Source organism: Pseudomonas sp. Marseille-Q5117 (genome assembly GCF_946901175.1).
In the GTDB taxonomy this organism is placed as follows: Bacteria; Pseudomonadota; Gammaproteobacteria; order Pseudomonadales; family Pseudomonadaceae; genus Aquipseudomonas; species Aquipseudomonas iranensis.
Genome location: NZ_CAMPPP010000018.1, coordinates 124,556 through 144,628, shown reverse-complemented (window position 1 = coordinate 144,628; position 20,073 = coordinate 124,556). Strand labels below are relative to the sequence as shown.

Below are 20,073 nucleotides of genomic sequence, written 5' to 3'. Positions count from 1 at the left end.
ATTTAGGCATTGTATTGGTGGCTCAACTCAAGAAATGTAAAAAACTCGCCCACGGTCTTGAGGCGGACACATCAAAACAAAAAATCTTTCATCAGCGAGTGTTGGGAAGGGATCAATCATTGTTTCACCTGATAAAACGTAACCACCGGGCCGTAATCCTCATCCGAGTTCGACACCTCGACAGTGAATAATGTGTCCGGGAATTTCTCCTTCAACACCATTCGCCAGGCAAATCCGATCATCTCGCACAGTTGAAGAAATATTCTCGGCGATACACCATTTCCGTATTGGCCAAAAACATCATAAATCTTCACATAATTCATAAGCCGCTCAACCTCCACCATGTCGCCAGCGGCCAGGTTCACGCAGCGCGCGAACGCTTCATGTGAAAAATTCCGCTCGAGGAAAACGCCTCCCTCAGACACGATGAACGTCGGGAACAGCAACGTGGAAAATATCAATATCTGTTCCGGGTGGCATTGGTCGTTGATATACGAATGAATATCCAGGCCTTCCTGATTCGACCACTGCTGCTTCCATGTGTCGAAGGGTTCTGTGTCGATAACCAATGGCATAGAGTTGATCACTTGCATTACATTGGCTCCCCACTCGATCTTCCGGCGTCAGCTTTATCGAATAACGCTGAAGACTGGACGTAACGCTTGCGACTGAGATGATATCAATACGATGGCTCGATATTAGGTAGCCGCTGTAAGGGCGTCAACAAGCGAATCGTCGAAATGCCCTGCGGCGTTCCGCTGGGACAAGCTCCACCGGCGCAATAATCTGTAAACTCTCCCCTCTTTCGCCGCCCTCATTTCATCTGCGGCCATCACCTCTTTTCTGTAGCGGAGTCCACCTTGCGTCTGTTCCACACCTCCGACTGGCACCTTGGGCAAAACCTGCACGGCCAGGAGCGCGATTTCGAGCACGCGTGTTTTCTCGAATGGCTGCTGCGCCAGTTGCACCTGGCGCAGCCGGATGTGCTGCTGATCGCCGGCGATATCTTCGATACGGTCAATCCGCCGGTCAAAGCGCAGGAACGCCTCTACGACTTCATCGTCAGCGCTCACGAACAGCAGCCGTTGCTGACCATCGTGATGATCGCCGGCAACCATGATTCCGGTTCGCGGATCGAGCTGCCGGCGCCGTTGATGCGGCGTTTGCGCACCCATGCGTTGGGTCGGGTGCTGTGGCTGGATGACGGGCAGCTCGACGCCGAACGTTTGTTGCTGCCGCTGCCGAATGCGCAGGGAGAAATCACCGCGTGGTGCCTGGCGCTGCCGTTCTTGCGGCCGGCGGAAGTCACTGGCGCGCATCTGGGTGACAACTATTTGCGTGGCATCGGACAGGTGCACGAATGGCTGATCGAAGCGGCCAACGCAAAGCGCAAACCCGGTCAGGCATTGATCGCCATCAGCCACGCGCCCATGGCCGGCGGTTCGGTGTCGGAAGACTCCGAGCGCAGCCTGATCATCGGCAATGCCGAAGCGCTGCCCGCCAGCCTGTTCGGCGAAAGCATCAGCTATGTCGCCCTCGGCCATTTGCACAAGCCGCAGAAGGTCAACGGTGAGGAGCGCATCCGCTACAGCGGCTCGCCGATTCCGCTGTCGTTTTCGGAGATCGGTTATCAGCATCAGATTCTCGATGTGGTCCTGGACGGTGAAACACTAGTCAGCGTCGAGCCGAAACTGATCCCGCGCTCGGTCAATCTGCAGCGCATCGGCCCGGCGCCGCTGGCCGAGATTTTGCTGCAACTGGCCGACCTGCCGAACATCGATCTGCTCGCCGAAACGCAACGCCAACCATGGCTGGAAGTGCGCGTACGTCTTGACGAGCCGCAACCGGATCTGCGGCATCAAGTGGAAACCGCACTGCAAGGCAAAGCCGTGCGACTGGTGCGCATCGCTGCTGAATACGCCGGCAATCGCGGCGTTGATGGCAGTGATGACGGCAGCACGCTGATCGAACTCGACCAACTCACCCCGCAGGAATTGTTCAGCCGCGCCTGGCTCGACAACTACGGCAGCGAGGTCGACGAGCAGACGCTCAAGGACTTCGCCGAACTGCTGCAGGACGTGCAACTGGAGGGCGAGCAGCCATGAAAATTCTCGCCATTCGTTTGAAGAACCTGGCCTCGCTGGCCGGTCCGTTCGAGATCGATTTCACAGCCGAACCGCTGGCCAGCGCCGGTCTGTTCGCAATCACCGGCCCGACCGGCGCCGGCAAAAGCACGTTGCTCGATGCCTTGTGCCTGGCGCTGTTTGGCGCTGTGCCGCGTCTGAACAACACCGGCCGTGATGCGAAAGTCCCGGATGCTGACGGTGAAATCGCCACTGGCGACCCGCGCACCTTGCTGCGACGCGGCACCGGTGAAGGCTATGCCGAAGTGGATTTTGTCGGCGTCGATGGCCGCCGCTATCGCGCGCGCTGGGAAGCCAACCGTGCTCGCGAGAAGGCTGGCGGCAAGCTCCAGGCCAGTCGACAGAGCCTGCGCGACATCGATCAGGATCAACTGCTCGCCAGCCAGAAAGGCGAATACAAAACCCAGCTGGAAGCCGCGCTGGGCCTGAACTTTGAACAGTTCACCCGCGCTGTGCTGCTGGCGCAGAGTGAATTCAGCGCGTTCCTCAAGGCTGATGACAACGACCGCAGTGAACTGCTGGAAAAACTCACCGACACCGCGCTGTACACCCGCCTCGGCCGCCGCGCCTTCGACAAGACCAAAGAAGCCCGTGAAGCGCACAAGCAGTTGCAGGATCAGGCCACCGGTGTGACGCCTTTGGCGCCGGAAGCGCGCGCCGAACTCGACGAGCGTTTCAACACCGCTCAGCAACAGATGAAGGCGCAACAGGCGCAGCTCAAACAGCTTGAGCAACAGCATGCCTGGCTGAAGGATTTGCGTCTGTTGCAGGAAGCGCAGCAAGCGGCCAGCGAACAACTGCAAACCGCGAAACAGCAATGGCAGGCACTGGCCGGCGAGCGGGTAAAACTGACGCGTCTGGAACAGCTTGGCCCGCAGCGTCATCAGTTCGCGCGCAAGGCTGAGCTCGATGCGCTGCTCACGCCATTGGCGGCGCAGATTGCCGCGCACACGCAACAACACGCGGCACTCGGGGAACGCCAGACGCAACTGGAACAGAACCTCGACGCAGCGAAAGTCGCCCTGAGCGAAGCGCAACAGCGCCAGAGCGAAAACGCGCCGTTGCTGCGCCAGGCGTTTGAAGAGCAAAGCACCCTCGCCCGCCTGATCAAGGACACCGCCAGCAGCGCCGAAGCCCGGCAAGCGGCCGACCAAGCGTTCAAGGATGGCCAGAGCACGATTCAGGCTTTGCAGGAAAAACAGGCTGAAGTCGCCGCGCGCTTGCAACGCATCGCCAGCGAGCTTGAGCAGAGTGCCCATCTGGCGCCGTTGAGCGATGCCTGGAGCGCCTATCGCGATCGTCTGCAACAGCTGATGCTGATCGGCAACCGCTTGAACAAGGGCCAGAGCGAACTGGCGTCCCTCGAACGGAACGCCGCGCACAGTGCTGAGCAACTGGCCTCGCACAAACAGCAACTGGAAGTGCTGTTCAAAGAGGCTGGCGCAGAGCCGGACGCAGTCGCCGAACAGATCGGCCTGCTCGGCACCTTGCTGCAGGACAACCGCAAACAGCTGCGCGCGATCGAAGACCTGTCGCGCCTGTGGGCGACTCAGCAGTATCTGGACAAGCGCAGCGCCGAGTTGCAACAACGTCAGCTCGACGCGCAGCAGCAACGCGAACGCCTGACCCAGGATGGGGTGAAAACCAAGGCCGAACTGACCGTCGCCGAGCAGACCCTCAGCGTCACTCGCGAACTGCTTGAACGTCAGCGGCTGGCGCGCAGCGCCAGTGTCGAAGAGTTGCGTGCGCAGTTGCAGGACGATCAGCCCTGCCCGGTCTGCGGCAGCAACGAGCATCCCTATCACCAGCCCGAAGCGCTGTTGCAAAGCCTTGGCCGTCACGATGAAAACGAGCAGGCCAACGCCCAGCAAGTGGTCGATCAGCTCAAGGAAAAACTGATCGAGCTGCGCGGCGAAGTCGGTGGCGTGATCGCACAACAGAAAGAGCTGCTGCAGCAACAGGAACAACTCGCGGCGCAGCAACAAGCCCTGGCCCCGAGCCTCGACGCGCATCCACTGGCCGCGCAACTGTTCAATCAGGACGCCGACAAACGCGACGCCTGGCTCAGCCGCCAGACCGAGCAGTTGAACCAGAGCATCACTCAAGACGAACAACGCCAAAGTGCGCTGCTCACCTTGCAACAGGACGCGGCACGCTTGTCGCAACAATTGCGTCAGGCCGAAGTGGCGCATCAGCAAACGGCGCAACAGCTGAGCCATCAGCAGCATGAACTCAACAGCGACCGTCAGCGTCTTGAAGAAGAACTCAGCGCGTTCGGCCCGCTGCTGCCCGCCGACACACTTGAGGCATTGCGCCTGGAGCCGGCGGCAACGTTCATGCAGCTGGACCGGCAGATCGCCGAGCGTTTGACCCAGCTCGAACAGCAAAAGGAAGAGCTGAGCGAACAGCAGCAACGCCAGCAGACGCTGGAGAAAGAGCAGGATCGCCAGCAGCTGCGCACTCAGCAACTGCACAGTGCCGAACAGCAATTCACGGCGTTGACCGAGCAGCAGCAAAGCTGTCAGGAAAAACTCGCGCAGTTACTTGGCGAGCACAGCAACGCCGAGCATTTGCAGCAGCAATTGGAACACGCGGTGGAACAGACGCGTAGCGCCGAAACCCGTACCGCTGAGGAGCTGCAAAGCGTGCGCACGCAGCTGGTGCAAATCGCTGCAGAGCTCAAGTCTCAGCAGGAACGCCTGCAAGCACTGCAAGCTGAAGACCAGGCACTCGCCGGCAAGATCGCCGATTGGCGCGCCAGCCATCCGGAACTGGATGACGGCGGCCTCGAAGACTTGCTGCGCTTCGACGACGCGCAAGTCGCCACGCTGCGCCAGACCCTTCAGCACAACGAAAAAGCCATCGAACAGGCGCAGGTCCTGTTGCAGGAGCGCGATCAGCGTCTGCTCGATCACCAGACCCGGCAGGACGGCAATCTTGACGCCGAACAGCTGGACAGCGCCCTCGCCGAGCTGCAAACCCAGTTTGCCGTCAGCGAGCAGCAGTGCGCCGAACTGCGCGCCGAACAGGTGGAAGACCAGCGCCGAAAGAACGCCAATCAGGCGCTGGCCCAGCAGATCGCCGACGCCTATGCCGAGTACCAGCGCTGGGCGCGACTCAGTGCCTTGATCGGCTCGGCCACCGGCGACACCTTCCGCAAGATCGCCCAGGCGTACAACCTCGACCTGCTGGTGCATCACGCCAACGCGCAGCTGCGCCAACTGGTCAAACGCTATCGCCTCAAACGCGGCGGCAGCATGCTCGGCCTGCTGGTGATGGACACGGAAATGGGCGACGAACTGCGCTCGGTGCATTCGTTGTCGGGCGGCGAGACGTTCCTCGTATCGCTGGCATTGGCGCTGGGTCTGGCCTCGATGGCGTCGAGCACGCTGAAAATCGAGTCGCTGTTTATCGATGAAGGCTTTGGCAGCCTCGATCCGGAATCCTTGCAACTGGCCATGGACGCGCTCGATGGCTTGCAGGCGCAGGGACGCAAGGTGGCGGTGATTTCCCATGTGCAGGAAATGCACGAACGGATCCCGGTGCAGATTCAGGTGCGGCGCCAGGGCAATGGTTTGAGCACGCTGGAGGTGAAATGAACACGCTGTTTTCCTTCCGCCGCTGCCCTTACGCGATGCGTGCGCGAATGGCGCTGCGTTATGCGGGCGTGCCGGTGGAGATCGTTGAGGTCAGCCTCAAGAACAAGCCGGCGGAAATGCTCGCGCTCTCGCCCAAGGGCACCGTGCCGGTGCTGAATGCCGATGGCGTGGTGATTGATGAAAGTCTGCAGATCATGCGCTGGGCGTTGGCGCAGAATGATCCGGATGATTGGTTGCTGGCCGGCGACTCGTTCGCAGCGCTGTGGATGGAAAAACTGATTGAGGGTAATGATCAGATTTTCAAATCGGCATTGAATCGCTACAAGTACGCCGAGCGCTACCCCGAGCAGCCGATGGAAGCTTATCGAGCTGAAGGTGCGTTGTTTCTGCAGAAACTGGATGAGCTGCTCCAAGGCCGCGATTATTTGCTCGCCGATCACCCAAGCCTCGCCGACATCGCCCTGCTGCCCTTCGTCCGACAGTTCGCTCACGTTGATCGCGAGTGGTTTGCGCAGACGCCTTATGTTCGCTTGCAGGTGTGGTTGCAGCGTTTCCTCGAATCCGACCTGTTCACCTCGATCATGAAGAAGTAACCCGATGTTGGAGCTGCCGAAGGCTGCGATCTTCGTCAGGCCAGGGCGTTACACATGCCCAGCGCCATGCAATCCACTTCAAACGGCCCGAGAAAATCCACCGCGACCTTGACCGGTGGATTGCCGGCCATCAGCCCCAGCGTGTTGGCGCGTTCAATGTTGTGCGCGATGTTGTGGTTGGCCTCTATGGCCCGGGCCAAACCGCCCACCGAGCCCTGGCCAAACCCCAAGAGTGAGGCGCCGTTGGTCATCAGCGCGAGGCTGGCGATGACCCAGAGTCTGTAGCCTTTCATGCGCCGCCGACTCCTGCGAGTTCGGCCCTGTCGACCATCGCGCTTTGCGAGCGCAGTTCGAACTGGATGCCGGGGTGGGCGACGTCGATCGGGGCGTCGAAGCTGTGTTCCATCTGCGCGCCGATGCTGACGAACAGCACCACGGCCAGGTACAGACCGATGGCCAGGTAGGCGCCGCGTTTGGCGGAAGTGAGGATTGCGCTGGCCATGGTGTTCTCCGTGGGCAAAGGTTTCGATGGCCACAGAATCAATCAAAAAAGCCGAAGCAACCACTCAGGGTTTGCAATGGTGAATATCAGCTTCGTTGATTATTTACTGGCTCTATTCCCCTGCTTGAAGAAACTTATAACCAAATGCCGCGCACACGCGTAGGAGCTGCCGAAGGCTGCGATCTTTTGACGATGAAGATCAAGAGATCGCAGCCTTCGGCAGCTCCAACAAGGAGACGGCAATTTCAGGCTTGGGTTTTGTGATCCAGCGCGGCGTAGAAGTTGGCGCTTTGTTGTAGGTATTTCTGGGTGTAGCTCTGGGTGTGGGATTTTTTGCTGGCGATTTCGACGTTGGCACCGGCTGGCAATACCACGGTGGCAGAAATGGCGGAAGCGGCGATGACGGAGAAGAGATTGAAATTCATGGCGGTAACCCTCGTGTTCGTTTGCTTGGTTTGCCCGGTCGGGCTGTGAAACAAACGTAACGCTCGAGGGTTGCCTCCTTGAAATCTTTTGTAGCATTAGCCGATATCAGTGCAATTAATACAACGATGCAGGCCCCGCAGACCGGGGCCTGTGGCTTATTGTCGCACCAGGAATTTCAGGTCGCTTGGCGCGTCCATCGGCAGTTTTTGCACGGTTTTGCCCAGCAGACCGGTCTTGGCATCGCGCTCGACGACGACAATCTGGTTGCTCTTCTGGTTGGCAATCAAGACAAATTTACCGCTCGGATCGAGGGCAAACTCGCGCGGGTGATCACCCTCGACCGAGCGCTTTTGCAGCTCTTTGAGCTGACCGGTCGCAGGATCAATGCTGAACACTACGAGCTGATTGGCCGTGCCGCGATTGCTCACGTAGAGAAACTTGCCGTCAGCCGAAGCATGCAGCGCCGCGCCGGCTTTGTCCGAGGTCGGCTGGCCCGCTGCCAGATCGACCAGTTGCGTCTGGGTCAGTACGCCGTCTTTGTAGTCGAACACCGCGACCTGTGCGCTCATCTCCATGGTCAGCCAAGCGTGTTTGCCATCAGCGCTGAACAGCAGATGACGCGGGCCACTACCGGCCGGCAAGGCTACCGAGGCGGTTTTCGCCGGGGTTAGCGGCAAGTGCGGGTTGGCCTTCGGGTCGTATTGATAGATGAAAACCTTGTCCGCGCCCAAATCATTGGAGAACACATAGCGCCCGTCCGGCGAAGACACCGTCGAGTGCACATGATTGGAAGCCTGACGCTCAGGATTGACCCGGCTGGCCGGGTGGCCGCTCATCTGCACCACCGGTTTCAGCTGGCCGTCGGCATCGACCGGCAATACCGCCAGGGTGCCGCCCGGATCTTCCATCACTGAGTAGTTGCTGACGAACAGGTGTCTGGCATCAGCGCTGAGGCTGGAATGGGTAGGCTCGTTGCCCAGGCTCTGCACCTGATTGATCAGGCTCAGCGCATGGGTCTTCGGGTCGATGGCGAAGCTGCTGACGCGGCCGACCGGGTCAGTCTGGCCCGGGCCGTTTTCGTTGACCACGAACAAGCGTTTCTGGTCTTTCGAGAGGGTCAGCCACGACGGGTTTTCGGTCTTGACCACTTGCAGTGGCTTGGCGTCGATCTGGCCGGTGGCGCTGTCGAACTGCATGCGGTAGATGCCCTGGCTGGAACCGGCGGTGTATGAGCCGACCAGCAACTGCAAGGTGTCGGCAGAGGCGCTGGAAAGCCCCATCGCGCCGACGCTGCCGGCCATCAGCAAAGGCCAGAAGTTACGCATTTTCATTATTGTCATCCTCATCGTCGCTGCTGCTGACTACGTCGCCGAGGCACACCAGACGATGCTCGCCCGTGGTCTTGGTGTCGCTGGCGTAACCGGTGATCAGCCAGCTCTGCAGCGTCTCATCGAACGTCGCTTGCGCGACCTGCGCCGGGGTGAATTCCCAGTGCTTGGCTTCGCGGCCATCGATGCATTCGATGTGCAGGTTATCGTCCTCGTCGAGGGCGAATTCGAAGGCGTGCAGGCCATCGATTTCGACCATACCGCAGTGTTCGAGGGCGTTGAGAAGGGTTTGGGCAGTCATGGCAAACAGTCTTTCTAGGGGGGAAAGGGCCAATGATAGCCCAATGTGATCCGAAGGCCCCTGCTGGAACCTCTGTGGGAGCGAGCCTGCTCGCGAAAGCGGTGTGCCAGTTGCTCGTTCCCACGCTCTGCGTGGGAATGCCTCAAGGGACGCTCCGCGTTCCAGTGGGACGCAGAGCGTCCCGGGCTGCATTCCCACGCGGAGCGTGGGAACGATCAATCAAAGACACAGGAAATTACGGTGCTGGCTAGATCGCCTCACGCGATGGCTTGCCATCCACCAAACGCTGAATCCGCAGCGGGTTGGCGTTTTTCAGCGGTTCGGGCAGCAAGCTGTCCGGGTAGTTCTGGAAGCACACCGGGCGCAGGAAGCGATCGATCGCCAGCGTGCCCACCGACGTGCCGCGCGCATCCGACGTTGCCGGGTACGGCCCGCCATGCACCATCGAATCGCACACTTCGACACCGGTCGGATAACCGTTGAGCAGGATGCGCCCGACCTTCTGTTCCAGCAGTGGCGTCAGTTCGGCGAATTGCTCGAAGTCAGACGGCTCACCGATGATCGTCGCGGTCAATTGACCGTGCAGGCCGTGCAGCGCTGCGCTCAGTTGTGCCTGATCGGCCACTTCGACGATCACCGTGGTCGGGCCGAACACTTCTTCCTGCAGCACTTCGTCACCGTTGATCAACAGGCTGACATCGGCCTTGAACAACTGCGGCTGCGCCTGATTGCCCTGCTGCGGATTACCGGCCAGATGCGCGATGCCGCTGTGCGCCAGAAGCTTTTCCAGGCCTTTGCCATAGCTGCCGAGGGTGCCGGCGTTGAGCATGGTTTGCGCCGGTTGATCACCGATTGCAGCGGCGACTTGTTGGACAAACGCGCTGAACTGCGGCGAGCGAATACCGATGACCAGACCCGGGTTGGTGCAGAACTGACCGCAACCCTGAACCACCGAAGCGGTGAGGTCGCGCGCGACGGTTTCCGAACGTGTGGCCAGTGCTTGCGGCAAAACGATCACCGGGTTGATGCTCGACATCTCGGCGAACACCGGGATCGGTTGCGGACGTGCGGCAGCCATGTCGCACAAGGCGCGACCGCCTTTCAGCGAGCCGGTGAAACCAACGGCCTGAATTACCGGATGCTTGACCAGCCATTCACCGACGCCGCCACCGTAGATCATGTTGAACACGCCAGCGGGCATACCGGTTTTTTCTGCGGCACGAATGATCGCGTCGGCGACCAGTTCAGCGGTGGCCATGTGGCCGCTGTGCGCCTTGAAAACCACCGGGCAACCGGCGGCCAGTGCTGCTGCGGTATCGCCACCGGCAGTGGAGAACGCCAGCGGGAAGTTGCTCGCGCCGAACACCGCGACCGGGCCGAGGCCGATGCGGTACTGACGCAGATCCGGACGTGGCAGCGGCTGGCGATCCGGCAATGCCTGATCGATCCGTGCGCCGTAGAAATCACCACGACGCAGGACTTTGGCGAACAGACGCATCTGCCCGCTGGTGCGACCGCGCTCGCCCTGAATGCGTCCGGCCGGCAGCGCGGTTTCGCGGCAGACCACAGCAACGAAATCGTCGCCAAGCGCATCCAGCTCATCCGCGACCGCATCGAGGAACTGCGCGCGACGTTCGGCGCTGAGGCTGCGATAGGTCGGGTAAGCCGCAGCGGCGGCCTTGGCGGCGGCGTCGACTTCTTCGGCCGTGGCCTGAATGAAATCGTGCGGCAGGGCCTCGCCAGTGCTGGCGTCGACCGAGTGCAGTTTGACGCTGCCGGCGGCGCTGCGCTGACCGCCGATGTAGTTGTGACCGAGAATCTGAGTCATGGGATCTCCTTAAAGGGTGCCGATGCTGTCCGGTTCAAAAGCAGCCTGAACCGGTGCGATACCGTTGACCAGCGGTGCGCCGAAGTCGGCCTGGCTGATCTCGAACGTGTCGCCCGGCTGGGTGCGGATGCCGTCGGCAAACGACAGGGTCGCAGTGCCGAAAAAGTGAATGTGCACGTCCCCCGGACGCAGGAACTGACTGTATTTGAAGTGGTGGTACTCAAGGTTCGCCAGGCTGTGGCACATGTTGGCCTCGCCGCTGAGGAACTCGTTCTGCCAGAGCACTTCGCCGTCACGCAGGATTCGGCTGGTGCCGGCAAGGTGTTGAGGCAATTCACCGGTACGAAGTTCCGGGCCATAACTGCAACTGCGCAATTTCGAGTGCGCCAGGTACAGGTAATTCTTGCGTTCCATGACGTGGTCGGAGAACTCGTTACCGACGGCGAAACCGAGGCGATACGGCTTGCCATCGTTGCCGATGACATACAGGCCGGCCATCTCCGGCTCTTCGCCGGCGTCTTCAGCGAACGGCGGCAGCGGGAACGGCTGCCCCGGACGCACGACAATGCTGCCGTCGCCCTTGTAGAACCACTCTGGTTGCACGCCGGCCTGCCCCGCCGCCGGTTTGCCACCCTCCACGCCCCATTTGAAAATGCGCATGGTGTCGGTCATCGCCGCTTCATCGCCGGCCTGCTGGTGCATCTTGTCGCGGGCCGAAGCACTGCCCAGATGGGTCAGACCAGTACCGCTGACCAGCATGTGAGCCGGGTCCGGGTGATCCAGTGGCGGCAGGATGCGCAGGTCTTTGAGCAACTGCGTGTAGTCGTGGCTGGCACCGAGGCCGAGGCTTTGCACTTGCTGCTCAAGGGAGCTGCCGGCCTCGATTGCAGCCAGGGCCAGATCACGGACACTGCGGGCGTCCTCGACTTCGCGGACCTGACCGTTGTCGACCACGCCGACACGGCGCTCGCCGTTGGGTAATTCGAATTGAACCAGATGCATATGTCCTCTCCTTTATCCAAAATTCCGAAACACCGCAAAACCCTGTGGGAGCTGGCTTGCCAGCGATAGCAACCTGTCTGACACATCAATGTTGGATGTGCCGCCGTCATCGCTGGCAAGCCAGCTCCCACAGGGGTGGTAATTGATCCATAGGTGTCAGGTTCGGGTCGCGCCACGGGCGCTGGCGGCGAACTGGTCGACGGGCAGCACGTGTTTGCGTTCCAGCACGCGGTAGACGATGCCGGTCAGAATCAGCCCGAACACCATCACGCCCGAGAGGAAGTACAACCCCGAAGCCAGATTGCCGGTGTATTCCTTCAACGCGCCGATCACGAACGGCCCGATATACCCGCCGAGGTTGCCCACCGAGTTGATCAAGGCAATCCCCGCCGCGGCACTCGCGCCGGCAAAGAAGCGCCCGGGCAAGGTCCAGAACACCGCGGTGCATGAGAACAAGGCAAACGCCACCAGACACAGCGCCGCCAGTTGCGCCACCGGCAGCGACAGCCAGGCACTGAGAAACAGGCCCAGCGCACCGAGCACATAGAGCACCGCCAAGTGGCCGTAGCGATCATTCAAGCGGTCGGAGCTGCGCGGAATGATCAGCAGGCCGATGATCCCGAAAATGTATGGCACCGACGAGACGAACCCGGTGACCAGATCGCTGCCGCCGAACTGTTTGATCAGCGTCGGCAGCCACAGGCCGAGGCCATAAATGCTCAGGGTCACCGGCAGATAGAACAGCGCCAGCAGCAACACGCGTTTGTCTTTCAGCGCATGCAGCGGATTGCCGTGACGGGTCTGGCCGTATTCCTGCAAATCCTTTTTCAGTTCGCCGGTCAGCCAGTCTTTTTCCGCCTGATCCATCCACTTCACTTGCTGCGGGCCGTCCGGCAGCCAGCGCAGGACCGGCCAGGTCAGCAGGATCGCCGGGGTGCCGATGACGATGAACAGCCACTGCCAGCCATGCAGACCAAGGATGCCGTCCATGCCCAGCAAGCCACCGGACACGGGACCGGTGATCATCATCGCGATCGGTTGCGAGAGGATGAACAGGCCGAGGATCTTGCCGCGATGGCGCACCGGGAACCATTGGGTGATGTAGTACAGCACGCCAGGGAAGAAGCCCGCCTCCGCCGCGCCGAGCAGAAAGCGCATCACATAGAAGCTGTGCGGCCCTTGCACAAAAGCCATGCCGATGGTGATCGCGCCCCAGGTGATCATGATCCGCGCGAACCAGCGCCGCGCGCCGAAGCGTTCGAGCATCAGGTTGCTGGGAATCTCTAGAAGAAAGTAGCCGATGAAAAACAGCCCGGCACCGAGGCCATAGGCGGCGTCGCCGATGCCGATGTCGGCGCCCATGTGCAGCTTGGCAAAGCCGACGGCGGAGCGATCCACATAGGCGATCAAGTACAGCAGGATCAGGAAGGGAATCAGTTTCAGTGTGATGCGCCGGACAAGCCGCAATTCCTGGCTCATGAGATCGGTCTCCGATTGTTGTTTTTATAGAACCTCGGGGGACGCCTCTCGCCAAAACAGCCAGGGCCATCCCTCCGTCGCAAACGACTATATAGTAATACTAATTACCCAACAACTCTTCCAAAGCGCGGATTTTGAGCTTAGATTAAGCGTCAGCTCGCAAACAATAGTCTTACAATAAGAGAATCGATCATGTCTGATAAGAAACCCACCCTGCGCTCCGCCCAATGGTTTGGCACGGCCGACAAGAACGGCTTCATGTACCGCAGCTGGATGAAGAATCAGGGCATCGCCGACCATCAGTTCCACGGCAAGCCGATCATCGGCATCTGCAATACCTGGTCGGAACTGACCCCATGCAACGCGCACTTCCGCCAGATCGCGGAGCACGTCAAACGCGGGGTGATCGAGGCCGGTGGTTTTCCGGTGGAATTCCCGGTGTTCTCCAACGGCGAATCGAACCTGCGCCCGACCGCCATGCTCACCCGCAACCTGGCGAGCATGGACGTTGAAGAAGCGATTCGCGGCAACCCGATCGACGGCGTAGTGCTGCTCACCGGTTGCGACAAAACCACTCCAGCACTGTTGATGGGTGCGGCCAGTTGCGACGTGCCGGCCATCGTCGTCACCGGCGGGCCGATGCTCAACGGCAAGCACAAAGGCAAGGACATCGGTTCCGGCACCGTGGTCTGGCAGCTCAGCGAACAGGTCAAGGCCGGCACCATCACCATCGATGACTTCCTCGCAGCCGAGGGCGGCATGTCGCGTTCGGCGGGCACCTGCAACACCATGGGCACCGCGTCGACCATGGCGTGCATGGCGGAAGCGCTGGGCACTTCGCTGCCGCACAACGCGGCGATTCCGGCTGTGGATGCACGCCGTTATGTGCTGGCGCACATGTCCGGCATGCGTGCGGTGGAGATGGTGCGTGAAGACCTGAAACTGTCGAAGATCCTCACCAAGGAAGCCTTCGAAAACGCTATTCGTGTCAACGCTGCCATCGGCGGTTCGACCAACGCCGTGATCCACTTGAAAGCCATCGCAGGGCGCATCGGCGTCGAGCTCGACCTGGACGACTGGACGCGCATCGGTCGCGGCATGCCGACCATCGTCGACCTGCAACCGTCCGGGCGTTTCCTGATGGAAGAGTTCTACTACGCCGGCGGTTTGCCAGCGGTACTGCGTCGCCTCGGTGAAGCCAATCTGATCCCCAACCCGAACGCACTGACCGTCAACGGCAAGTCCATCGGCGAGAACACCAAGGACGCGCCGATCTACGGCGAAGACCAAGTGATCCGCACCCTCGACAATCCGATTCGCGCCGACGGCGGCATCTGCGTGTTGCGCGGCAATCTGGCGCCGTTGGGCGCGGTGCTCAAGCCGTCCGCCGCTAGCGCTGAACTGATGCAGCATCGCGGTCGCGCGGTGGTGTTCGAGAACTTCGACATGTACAAGGCGCGGATCAACGATCCGGAGCTGGACGTCGATAAGGATTCGATTCTGGTGATGAAAAACTGCGGACCGAAGGGTTATCCGGGCATGGCCGAAGTCGGCAACATGGGCCTGCCGGCCAAGCTGTTGGCAGAAGGCGTGACCGACATGGTGCGCATTTCCGATGCACGCATGAGCGGCACCGCGTACGGCACGGTGGTTCTGCACGTCGCCCCGGAAGCCGCAGCCGGCGGGCCTTTAGCGGCAGTAAAGGAAGGCGACTGGATCGAGCTCGATTGTGCCAGCGGCCGTCTGCATCTGGACATTCCGGATGCTGAACTGGCCGCGCGCATGGCCGATCTGCAAGCACCGCAGCAATTGCTGGTGGGCGGTTATCGTCAGCTGTACATCGATCACGTGCTGCAGGCGGATCAGGGTTGCGACTTTGACTTCCTCGTCGGTTGCCGTGGTGCCGAGGTTCCGCGCCACTCTCACTAACAGCGCAATTCCCCTGTGGGAGCGAGCCTGCTCGCGAAGAGGGAGTGTCAGTCGAGATCTATTTGACTGATATGCCGCCTTCGCGAGCAGGCTCGCTCCCACAGTTGCTTTTGCGTATCGCCTCAAATCTGTGCCGTGCCTGCTATGATGCGCGGCATCTCCATCGCTCAGGATCGCGCCACTCCCCATGGATTACCGCAAACCTTCCGACCGTAAAAGCATGCACTCGCGCATCGTCCAGGAACTGGGCATGCAGATCGTCTCCGGACGCTTTTTGCCCGACGACAAACTGCCCGCCGAAGCCCTGCTGTGCGAGGAGTACGCGGTCAGTCGGCCGGTGTTGCGCGAGGCCACCCGAGTGCTGGTGGCCAAGGGGCTGGTGTATTCCAAGCCTCGCGTGGGCACAGTGGTCAAGGCTCGCCGCGAATGGCACATGCTCGACCCGGACGTGCTGCACTGGCTGATGCAAAGTAGCCCGCAGAATGAATTCTTCAACGTGCTGACCAGTGTGCGCAGCATCATCGAGCCGGCAGCGGCCGCCTCGCCGCCCAGCATGCAACCGATGCCGACATCGCCGCGATCAACGAAGCCTACCAACGCATGGAAGCCGCGCCGACCCCGGAAGCGCTGTTGCAGCCGGACCTGGACTTCCACAGCCGCATCGCCGATGCCACGCACAACGACCTGCTGGCGAACCTGTGCAACATGTTGGCGGTAGCGATTGCCGAGGCGTTGAAGCATTCCAATCAACGGCCGAATCTGCATGAACTGGCGTTGCCGCGGCACAAGGCGATCCTGACCGCCATCGAGAATCGTGATGCGCTGGGTGCCCGGCATGCGACGCTGGTGCAGCTGGATGATGCGCGCAGTGCGTTGAGTGTGGTGCTTGGCGCTGAGCTTTCTTAGGGCTTGAGACCGCTTGCCCTCACCCTAGCCCTCTCCCAGAGGTAGAGGGGACCGATTGGGGAATATTTGAGATTTACGCCGACTTGAACGTTCTGCTGTGAATCCATAACCGACTCGGTATTTCAGGTCGATATATCTAGCCGCCCCCCTCGGTCAGTCCCCTCTCCCTCCGGGAGAGGGCTAGGGTGAGGGGCTCTTGATCTTGATTCACAAAAAAAGCCGCAACCCCTCAAGGTTGCGGCTTTGCCGTTTCAGTCCATCAGATCAATGCGCAAACAGCGAATTGCCCTTCTGCCCCGCCAGCTTCTCAGGCTTGATCAGGAACTTCGCCAGCGCTGGCAGCAGCCACAGCGCACCGAACATGTTCCACAGCAGCATGAAGGTCAGCATCAGGCCCATGTCGGCCTGGAACTTGATCGCCGAGAAGATCCAGGTGCACACGCCGATCGCCAGGCACAGGCCGGTGAACAGCACCGCTTTACCGGTCGACTTCAGCGTCTGGTAATAGGCTTCCTGCAACGGCAGCCCGGCGCGCAGGAAACTTTCCAGGCGGCTGTAGATGTAGATGCCGTAGTCCACGCCAATCCCCACGCCCAACGCCACCACCGGCAGGGTCGCAACTTTCACGCCGATGCCCATGAACGCCATCAGCGCGTTGCCGAGCACCGAGGTCAGCACCAGCGGCAGGACGATGCACAGGGTTGCCGCCCATGAGCGGAAGGTGATCATGCACATCACCGCCACGCAGATGTACACCAGGATCAGGATGGTCAGCTCAGCCTGTTTGATGACTTCGTTGGTGGCTGCTTCGATCCCGGCGTTACCGGCGGCGAGGATGAATTCCAGGCCGTCCTTGTTGTTTTCCTTGGCGAACTCCTGCACCGCGTTGACCGCACGATCGAGGGTCTCAGCTTTGTGATCGTTGAGGAACACCAGCACTGGCGCCAGCGAGCAGCTGTTGTTGTACAGGCCATCGGCGCGGGCGATCGAGTTATTCAGTACGTCCGGGTTGCGCGACAGGGTTTCCCATTTCAGGTTGCCCTCGTTCATACCCTTGATCATCTGCTTGGACACGGTCACCAGCGAGATCGCCGACTGCACGCCCTCGGTGTTCTGCATCTTCCACATCAGCTGATCGATCGGCGCCATGGCTTCGTAGCGCGAGCACCCTTCGGCCTTGGTCTTGACCATCACCACCAGCACGTCGGAGCTGGTCGAGTAGTTGCTGATGATGAAGTTGTTGTCCTTGTTGTAACGCGAGTCCGGACGCAGTTCCGGCGCGCCTTGGTCGAGGTCGCCAATCTTCAGGTTCTGGCTATACCAGAGGCCGCCACCGAAGGCGATCAGCGCCAGCGCTACCGAAATCGGCGCGACTTTCGGGCTGGCGAAGTTCGACAGCAGGCGCCAGAACGGGTGCTCGCGGTTGGCGTCCTTCTTGCTCTTGGCAATCGCGCGCTTGCTGATGCCGACATAGGAAATCGCCACCGGCAGCAGGATCAGGTTGGTGAACACGATCACCGCCACGCCGATCGACGCGCCGATCGCCAGTTCACGGATCACGCCGATGTCGATGATCAGCAGGGTGATGAAGCCCACCGCATCGGCCAGAATCGCGATCATCCCCGGCAGGAACAACTGGCGGAAGGTGCGCCGAGCAGCGGTCAGCGCGTTATCGGCCTCGCTGGATTGCAGGGCGATACCGTTGATCTTCTGCACGCCGTGGGAGATGCCAATGGCGAAAATCAGGAACGGCACCAGCATCGAATACGGGTCGAGGCCGAAGCCGAAGAAGTGCATCAACCCGAGTTGCCAGACCACCGCCACCAGCGTCGTGCTCAACACCGCGATGGTGCTGCGCAGGCAGTTGGTGAACCACAGCAGCAGAATCAGGGTGATGACGAAGGCGACCCCGAAGAACAGCACCACCATCACCAGACCGTCGATCAGGTCGCCGACCTTCTTGGCGAAACCAACGATGTGGATCTTGATGTTGGGGTTCTGCGCTTCGAACTTGTTGCGGATCTTGTCTTCGAGTTCATGGGAGAACTGGCGATAGTCCAGCGCCAGCAACTTGCCCTGATCCTGCGGGTCCGGATAGGCCTCGAGCAGCGGGATGTCGACGATGCTCGACTTGAAGTCGTTGGCCACCAGACGCCCGACCTGGCCGGACTTGAGCACGTTGTTGCGCAGCAGATCGAGGCTGTCCTGCGAGCCGTTGTAGCTCTGCGGAATCACTTCACCGCCGGCGAAACCCTCTTCGGTTACTTCGGTCCAGCGTACGCTCGGGCTCCACAGCGATTTGAGGCCGGAACGATCGACGCCGGAAATGTAGAACACTTCGTCGTTGATCTGGCGCAGGGTCTCCATGTACTCCTTGGAGAAGATGTCGCCGTCGGTGGCTTCCACCGAAATACGCACGGTGTTGCCCAGGTTCGCCAGATCGTTGCGGTGCTCCATCATCTTTTCGATGAAGGGATGCTGCAGCGGGATCATTTTTTCAAAACTGGTCGACGGCCGAATCAGCGTGGCCTGCCAGAACAGGAAAATGCTCACCACCAGGCAGATCAGGATCACGGCCGGACGGTTGTTGAAGATCAGGCGCTCGAGAACCGTCGCCTTTTCCTGCTGAGGAGTGATCAAGGAAGTCATAGCCCCGCCTTCTTGTTATTGGTCTCGGCACCGTTTGGCTGGGTGATGTGCAAGCCACCCTGCCCGGTCAGAATCAGGTTGCCGTTGCCGGCGGCGGTGACCGACGACAGCGAAATGCGATCCGGGCGGTTGAACACGCTGAAGGTTTCGCCGTTGTCGCTGCTGCTGATCACCGAGCCGCCGTTGCCGACGATGACGATCGAGCCGTCTTCCAGCAGCGTGCCGCCGGACAGGCCGAACTCCAGTGCACCGCGTGCGGCTTTGAGTTCGACCTGCTCCCAGTTGCTGCCGAAATCAGTGGAGCGATAAAGATTGCCGCGCAAGCCGTACGCCAGCAGGGTCTGCGGCTGCGCCGTGCCGATCACGCCGAACAGCGAACCTTCGTACGGGCCTTCAAGCTTTTCCCAGGTCTGGCCGTCATCGGCGGAGCGGAACATGCTGCCGGACTCGCCGACGATGAACAGCCCGGCGTCTTTCACGGCGGCGATGGCGTTGAGGTGGAACTGGTCTTCGTTGTCGAGGCGATCGCTGACGTCTTCCCAGTGCTTGCCGCCATCGGAGGTTTCCAGCAGCGTGCCGTAGGCGCCCACGGCAAAGCCGCTGCTGGCGTCCTTGAACCAGACGTCGAGCAGCGGCGATTCGCGTGCGAGGTCTTCGAATTGTTTGGTCCAGGTCAGACCGCCGTCTGCGCTGGCGAGAATCTGTGCGTCGTGGCCCACGGCCCAACCGTTTTTGTCGTCGACGAAATACACGGCGGTGAGCAGTTGCCGGGTCGGCACCTTGGCCTGGGTCCAGGTCTTGCCCTGGTCATCGGAATAGACGATGTGCCCGCGATCGCCGACCGCGACCAGACGCGCGCCAGCGTGGACGACATCAAGAATCAGGCTTTTTGCGGCCTTGGCCGATTCGGTGGCATAGACCACGTCAGCCGGGGCCTCGGCGGCAATCACAGGTGCCGATAACGTGGCAAAGCCCAGCAGTGAGAGTGCTGTGGCCAGCAACGCGGTGTTGCGTAACGCCGGCGGGCGGCAACGACTCATAGACCTTCCCCTATTTATTATTGTTGGGCCATCGGGCCTTCAAGGGCGCCGCAAGGGTGCTCGGCTAGTGGCAGATCAGAAGCATAGTCCTGAAACCCGCAATCCAGAGCCCCTTCGGAAGCTGGCTCATCCTATCGGGCTTTGCAAATGTCTGACAATCGGCGCCGCGTTATCTTTTGTTAACCGAAAGCGGCTCTCTGTAACCCATCATTTTCCCTGTGGGAGCGAGCCTGCTCGCGAAAGCGGTGGGTCAGCCAATAAACAGGGTGACTGATACACCGCATTCGCGAGCAGGCTCGCTCCCACAGGTGTTGGTGGTGAGTGCGGGATTTGAATACATGACCATT

The 20,073-nt window shown here is 60.6% G+C and carries 15 protein-coding genes and 1 pseudogene; 5 read left to right on the top strand and 11 right to left on the bottom strand.

Going from position 1 to position 20,073, the window contains the following annotated elements; translation table 11 throughout:
• Window positions 1-116: 116 nt before the first annotated feature.
• Complete coding sequence (locus OC605_RS23975; RefSeq protein WP_262139908.1) at window positions 117-593, bottom strand: hypothetical protein; 477 nt, start codon at window positions 591-593, stop codon at window positions 117-119.
• A gap of 267 nt (window positions 594-860) precedes the next feature.
• Here OC605_RS23975 and OC605_RS23970 point away from each other — a divergent pair, with 267 nt between their 5' ends.
• The 3 genes from OC605_RS23970 to OC605_RS23960 are packed head-to-tail and all read left to right on the top strand — an operon-like array spanning window position 861 to window position 6,336.
• Window positions 861-2,105, top strand: coding sequence for an exonuclease SbcCD subunit D C-terminal domain-containing protein (locus OC605_RS23970; RefSeq protein ID WP_262139906.1), 1,245 nt, complete (start codon window positions 861-863; stop codon window positions 2,103-2,105).
• Window positions 2,102-5,743: an AAA family ATPase gene (locus OC605_RS23965; RefSeq protein WP_262139904.1), complete on the top strand. Its 3,642-nt coding sequence runs from the start codon at window positions 2,102-2,104 to the stop codon at window positions 5,741-5,743. Before OC605_RS23970 ends, OC605_RS23965 begins: the two co-directional genes overlap by 4 nt.
• Window positions 5,740-6,336, top strand: a complete 597-nt coding sequence (locus OC605_RS23960; protein WP_262139902.1) for a glutathione S-transferase — start codon at window positions 5,740-5,742, stop codon at window positions 6,334-6,336. The genes OC605_RS23965 and OC605_RS23960 overlap by 4 nt, the downstream gene beginning before the upstream one ends.
• A 35-nt stretch (window positions 6,337-6,371) precedes the next feature.
• On the opposite strand, the gene OC605_RS23955 is transcribed toward OC605_RS23960, so the two are convergent.
• The 8 genes from OC605_RS23955 to OC605_RS23920 form a co-directional block, all read right to left on the bottom strand.
• Window positions 6,372-6,629 (bottom strand): hypothetical protein, encoded by a 258-nt coding sequence (locus OC605_RS23955; RefSeq protein WP_039763921.1) that lies wholly within the window; start codon window positions 6,627-6,629, stop codon window positions 6,372-6,374.
• Complete coding sequence (locus OC605_RS23950) at window positions 6,626-6,838, bottom strand: hypothetical protein (RefSeq protein ID WP_039763920.1); 213 nt, start codon at window positions 6,836-6,838, stop codon at window positions 6,626-6,628. Before OC605_RS23950 ends, OC605_RS23955 begins: the two co-directional genes overlap by 4 nt.
• Before the next feature lie 245 nt (window positions 6,839-7,083).
• The gene (locus OC605_RS23945) at window positions 7,084-7,263 is read right to left on the bottom strand and encodes a hypothetical protein (RefSeq protein WP_016775003.1); all 180 of its coding nucleotides are present in this window, start codon (window positions 7,261-7,263) and stop codon (window positions 7,084-7,086) included.
• A gap of 156 nt (window positions 7,264-7,419) precedes the next feature.
• Complete coding sequence (locus OC605_RS23940) at window positions 7,420-8,595, bottom strand: lactonase family protein (RefSeq protein WP_122610894.1); 1,176 nt, start codon at window positions 8,593-8,595, stop codon at window positions 7,420-7,422.
• Window positions 8,582-8,893: a DUF5629 family protein gene (locus OC605_RS23935; protein ID WP_122507909.1), complete on the bottom strand. Its 312-nt coding sequence runs from the start codon at window positions 8,891-8,893 to the stop codon at window positions 8,582-8,584. The genes OC605_RS23940 and OC605_RS23935 overlap by 14 nt, the downstream gene beginning before the upstream one ends.
• A gap of 247 nt (window positions 8,894-9,140) precedes the next feature.
• Window positions 9,141-10,721, bottom strand: coding sequence for an aldehyde dehydrogenase (NADP(+)) (locus OC605_RS23930; protein ID WP_122507910.1), 1,581 nt, complete (start codon window positions 10,719-10,721; stop codon window positions 9,141-9,143).
• Window positions 10,722-10,730: 9 nt separating this feature from the next.
• Window positions 10,731-11,723, bottom strand: coding sequence for an AraD1 family protein (gene araD1 / locus OC605_RS23925; RefSeq protein ID WP_262139896.1), 993 nt, complete (start codon window positions 11,721-11,723; stop codon window positions 10,731-10,733).
• 156 nt (window positions 11,724-11,879) lie between these two features.
• On the bottom strand, window positions 11,880-13,202 hold the full coding sequence (locus tag OC605_RS23920) for an MFS transporter (RefSeq protein WP_024013183.1): 1,323 nt from the start codon (window positions 13,200-13,202) through the stop codon (window positions 11,880-11,882).
• 192 nt (window positions 13,203-13,394) lie between these two features.
• Here OC605_RS23920 and OC605_RS23915 point away from each other — a divergent pair, with 192 nt between their 5' ends.
• Entirely contained in the window at window positions 13,395-15,131 is a 1,737-nt protein-coding gene (locus OC605_RS23915) for an IlvD/Edd family dehydratase (RefSeq protein WP_071172698.1), read from the top strand.
• Window positions 15,132-15,318: 187 nt separating this feature from the next.
• A pseudogene (locus OC605_RS23910) lies at window positions 15,319-16,037 on the top strand (FadR/GntR family transcriptional regulator).
• Between the two features lie 264 nt (window positions 16,038-16,301).
• On the opposite strand, the gene OC605_RS23905 reads toward OC605_RS23910, so the two are convergent.
• Window positions 16,302-18,686, bottom strand: coding sequence for an efflux RND transporter permease subunit (locus OC605_RS23905; protein WP_024013186.1), 2,385 nt, complete (start codon window positions 18,684-18,686; stop codon window positions 16,302-16,304).
• The gene (locus OC605_RS23900) at window positions 18,683-19,726 is read right to left on the bottom strand and encodes a WD40/YVTN/BNR-like repeat-containing protein (protein WP_122507913.1); all 1,044 of its coding nucleotides are present in this window, start codon (window positions 19,724-19,726) and stop codon (window positions 18,683-18,685) included. The genes OC605_RS23905 and OC605_RS23900 overlap by 4 nt, the downstream gene beginning before the upstream one ends.
• Window positions 19,727-20,073 lie beyond the last annotated feature (347 nt).

Bases quoted from the DNA above. Each gene is read 5' to 3' on its own strand.
- OC605_RS23900 (WP_122507913.1), bottom strand. From the start codon at position 19,726: ATGAGTCGTTGCCGCCCGCCGGCGTTACGCAACACCGCGTTGCTGGCC.
- OC605_RS23955 (WP_039763921.1), bottom strand. From the start codon at position 6,629: ATGAAAGGCTACAGACTCTGGGTCATCGCCAGCCTCGCGCTGATGACC.
- OC605_RS23950 (WP_039763920.1), bottom strand. From the start codon at position 6,838: ATGGCCAGCGCAATCCTCACTTCCGCCAAACGCGGCGCCTACCTGGCC.
- OC605_RS23915 (WP_071172698.1), top strand. From the start codon at position 13,395: ATGTCTGATAAGAAACCCACCCTGCGCTCCGCCCAATGGTTTGGCACG.
- OC605_RS23965 (WP_262139904.1), top strand. From the start codon at position 2,102: ATGAAAATTCTCGCCATTCGTTTGAAGAACCTGGCCTCGCTGGCCGGT.
- OC605_RS23975 (WP_262139908.1), bottom strand. From the start codon at position 593: ATGCAAGTGATCAACTCTATGCCATTGGTTATCGACACAGAACCCTTC.
- OC605_RS23930 (WP_122507910.1), bottom strand. From the start codon at position 10,721: ATGACTCAGATTCTCGGTCACAACTACATCGGCGGTCAGCGCAGCGCC.
- OC605_RS23940 (WP_122610894.1), bottom strand. From the start codon at position 8,595: ATGAAAATGCGTAACTTCTGGCCTTTGCTGATGGCCGGCAGCGTCGGC.
- araD1 (WP_262139896.1), bottom strand. From the start codon at position 11,723: ATGCATCTGGTTCAATTCGAATTACCCAACGGCGAGCGCCGTGTCGGC.
- OC605_RS23905 (WP_024013186.1), bottom strand. From the start codon at position 18,686: ATGACTTCCTTGATCACTCCTCAGCAGGAAAAGGCGACGGTTCTCGAG.
- OC605_RS23945 (WP_016775003.1), bottom strand. From the start codon at position 7,263: ATGAATTTCAATCTCTTCTCCGTCATCGCCGCTTCCGCCATTTCTGCC.
- OC605_RS23960 (WP_262139902.1), top strand. From the start codon at position 5,740: ATGAACACGCTGTTTTCCTTCCGCCGCTGCCCTTACGCGATGCGTGCG.
- OC605_RS23920 (WP_024013183.1), bottom strand. From the start codon at position 13,202: ATGAGCCAGGAATTGCGGCTTGTCCGGCGCATCACACTGAAACTGATT.
- OC605_RS23935 (WP_122507909.1), bottom strand. From the start codon at position 8,893: ATGACTGCCCAAACCCTTCTCAACGCCCTCGAACACTGCGGTATGGTC.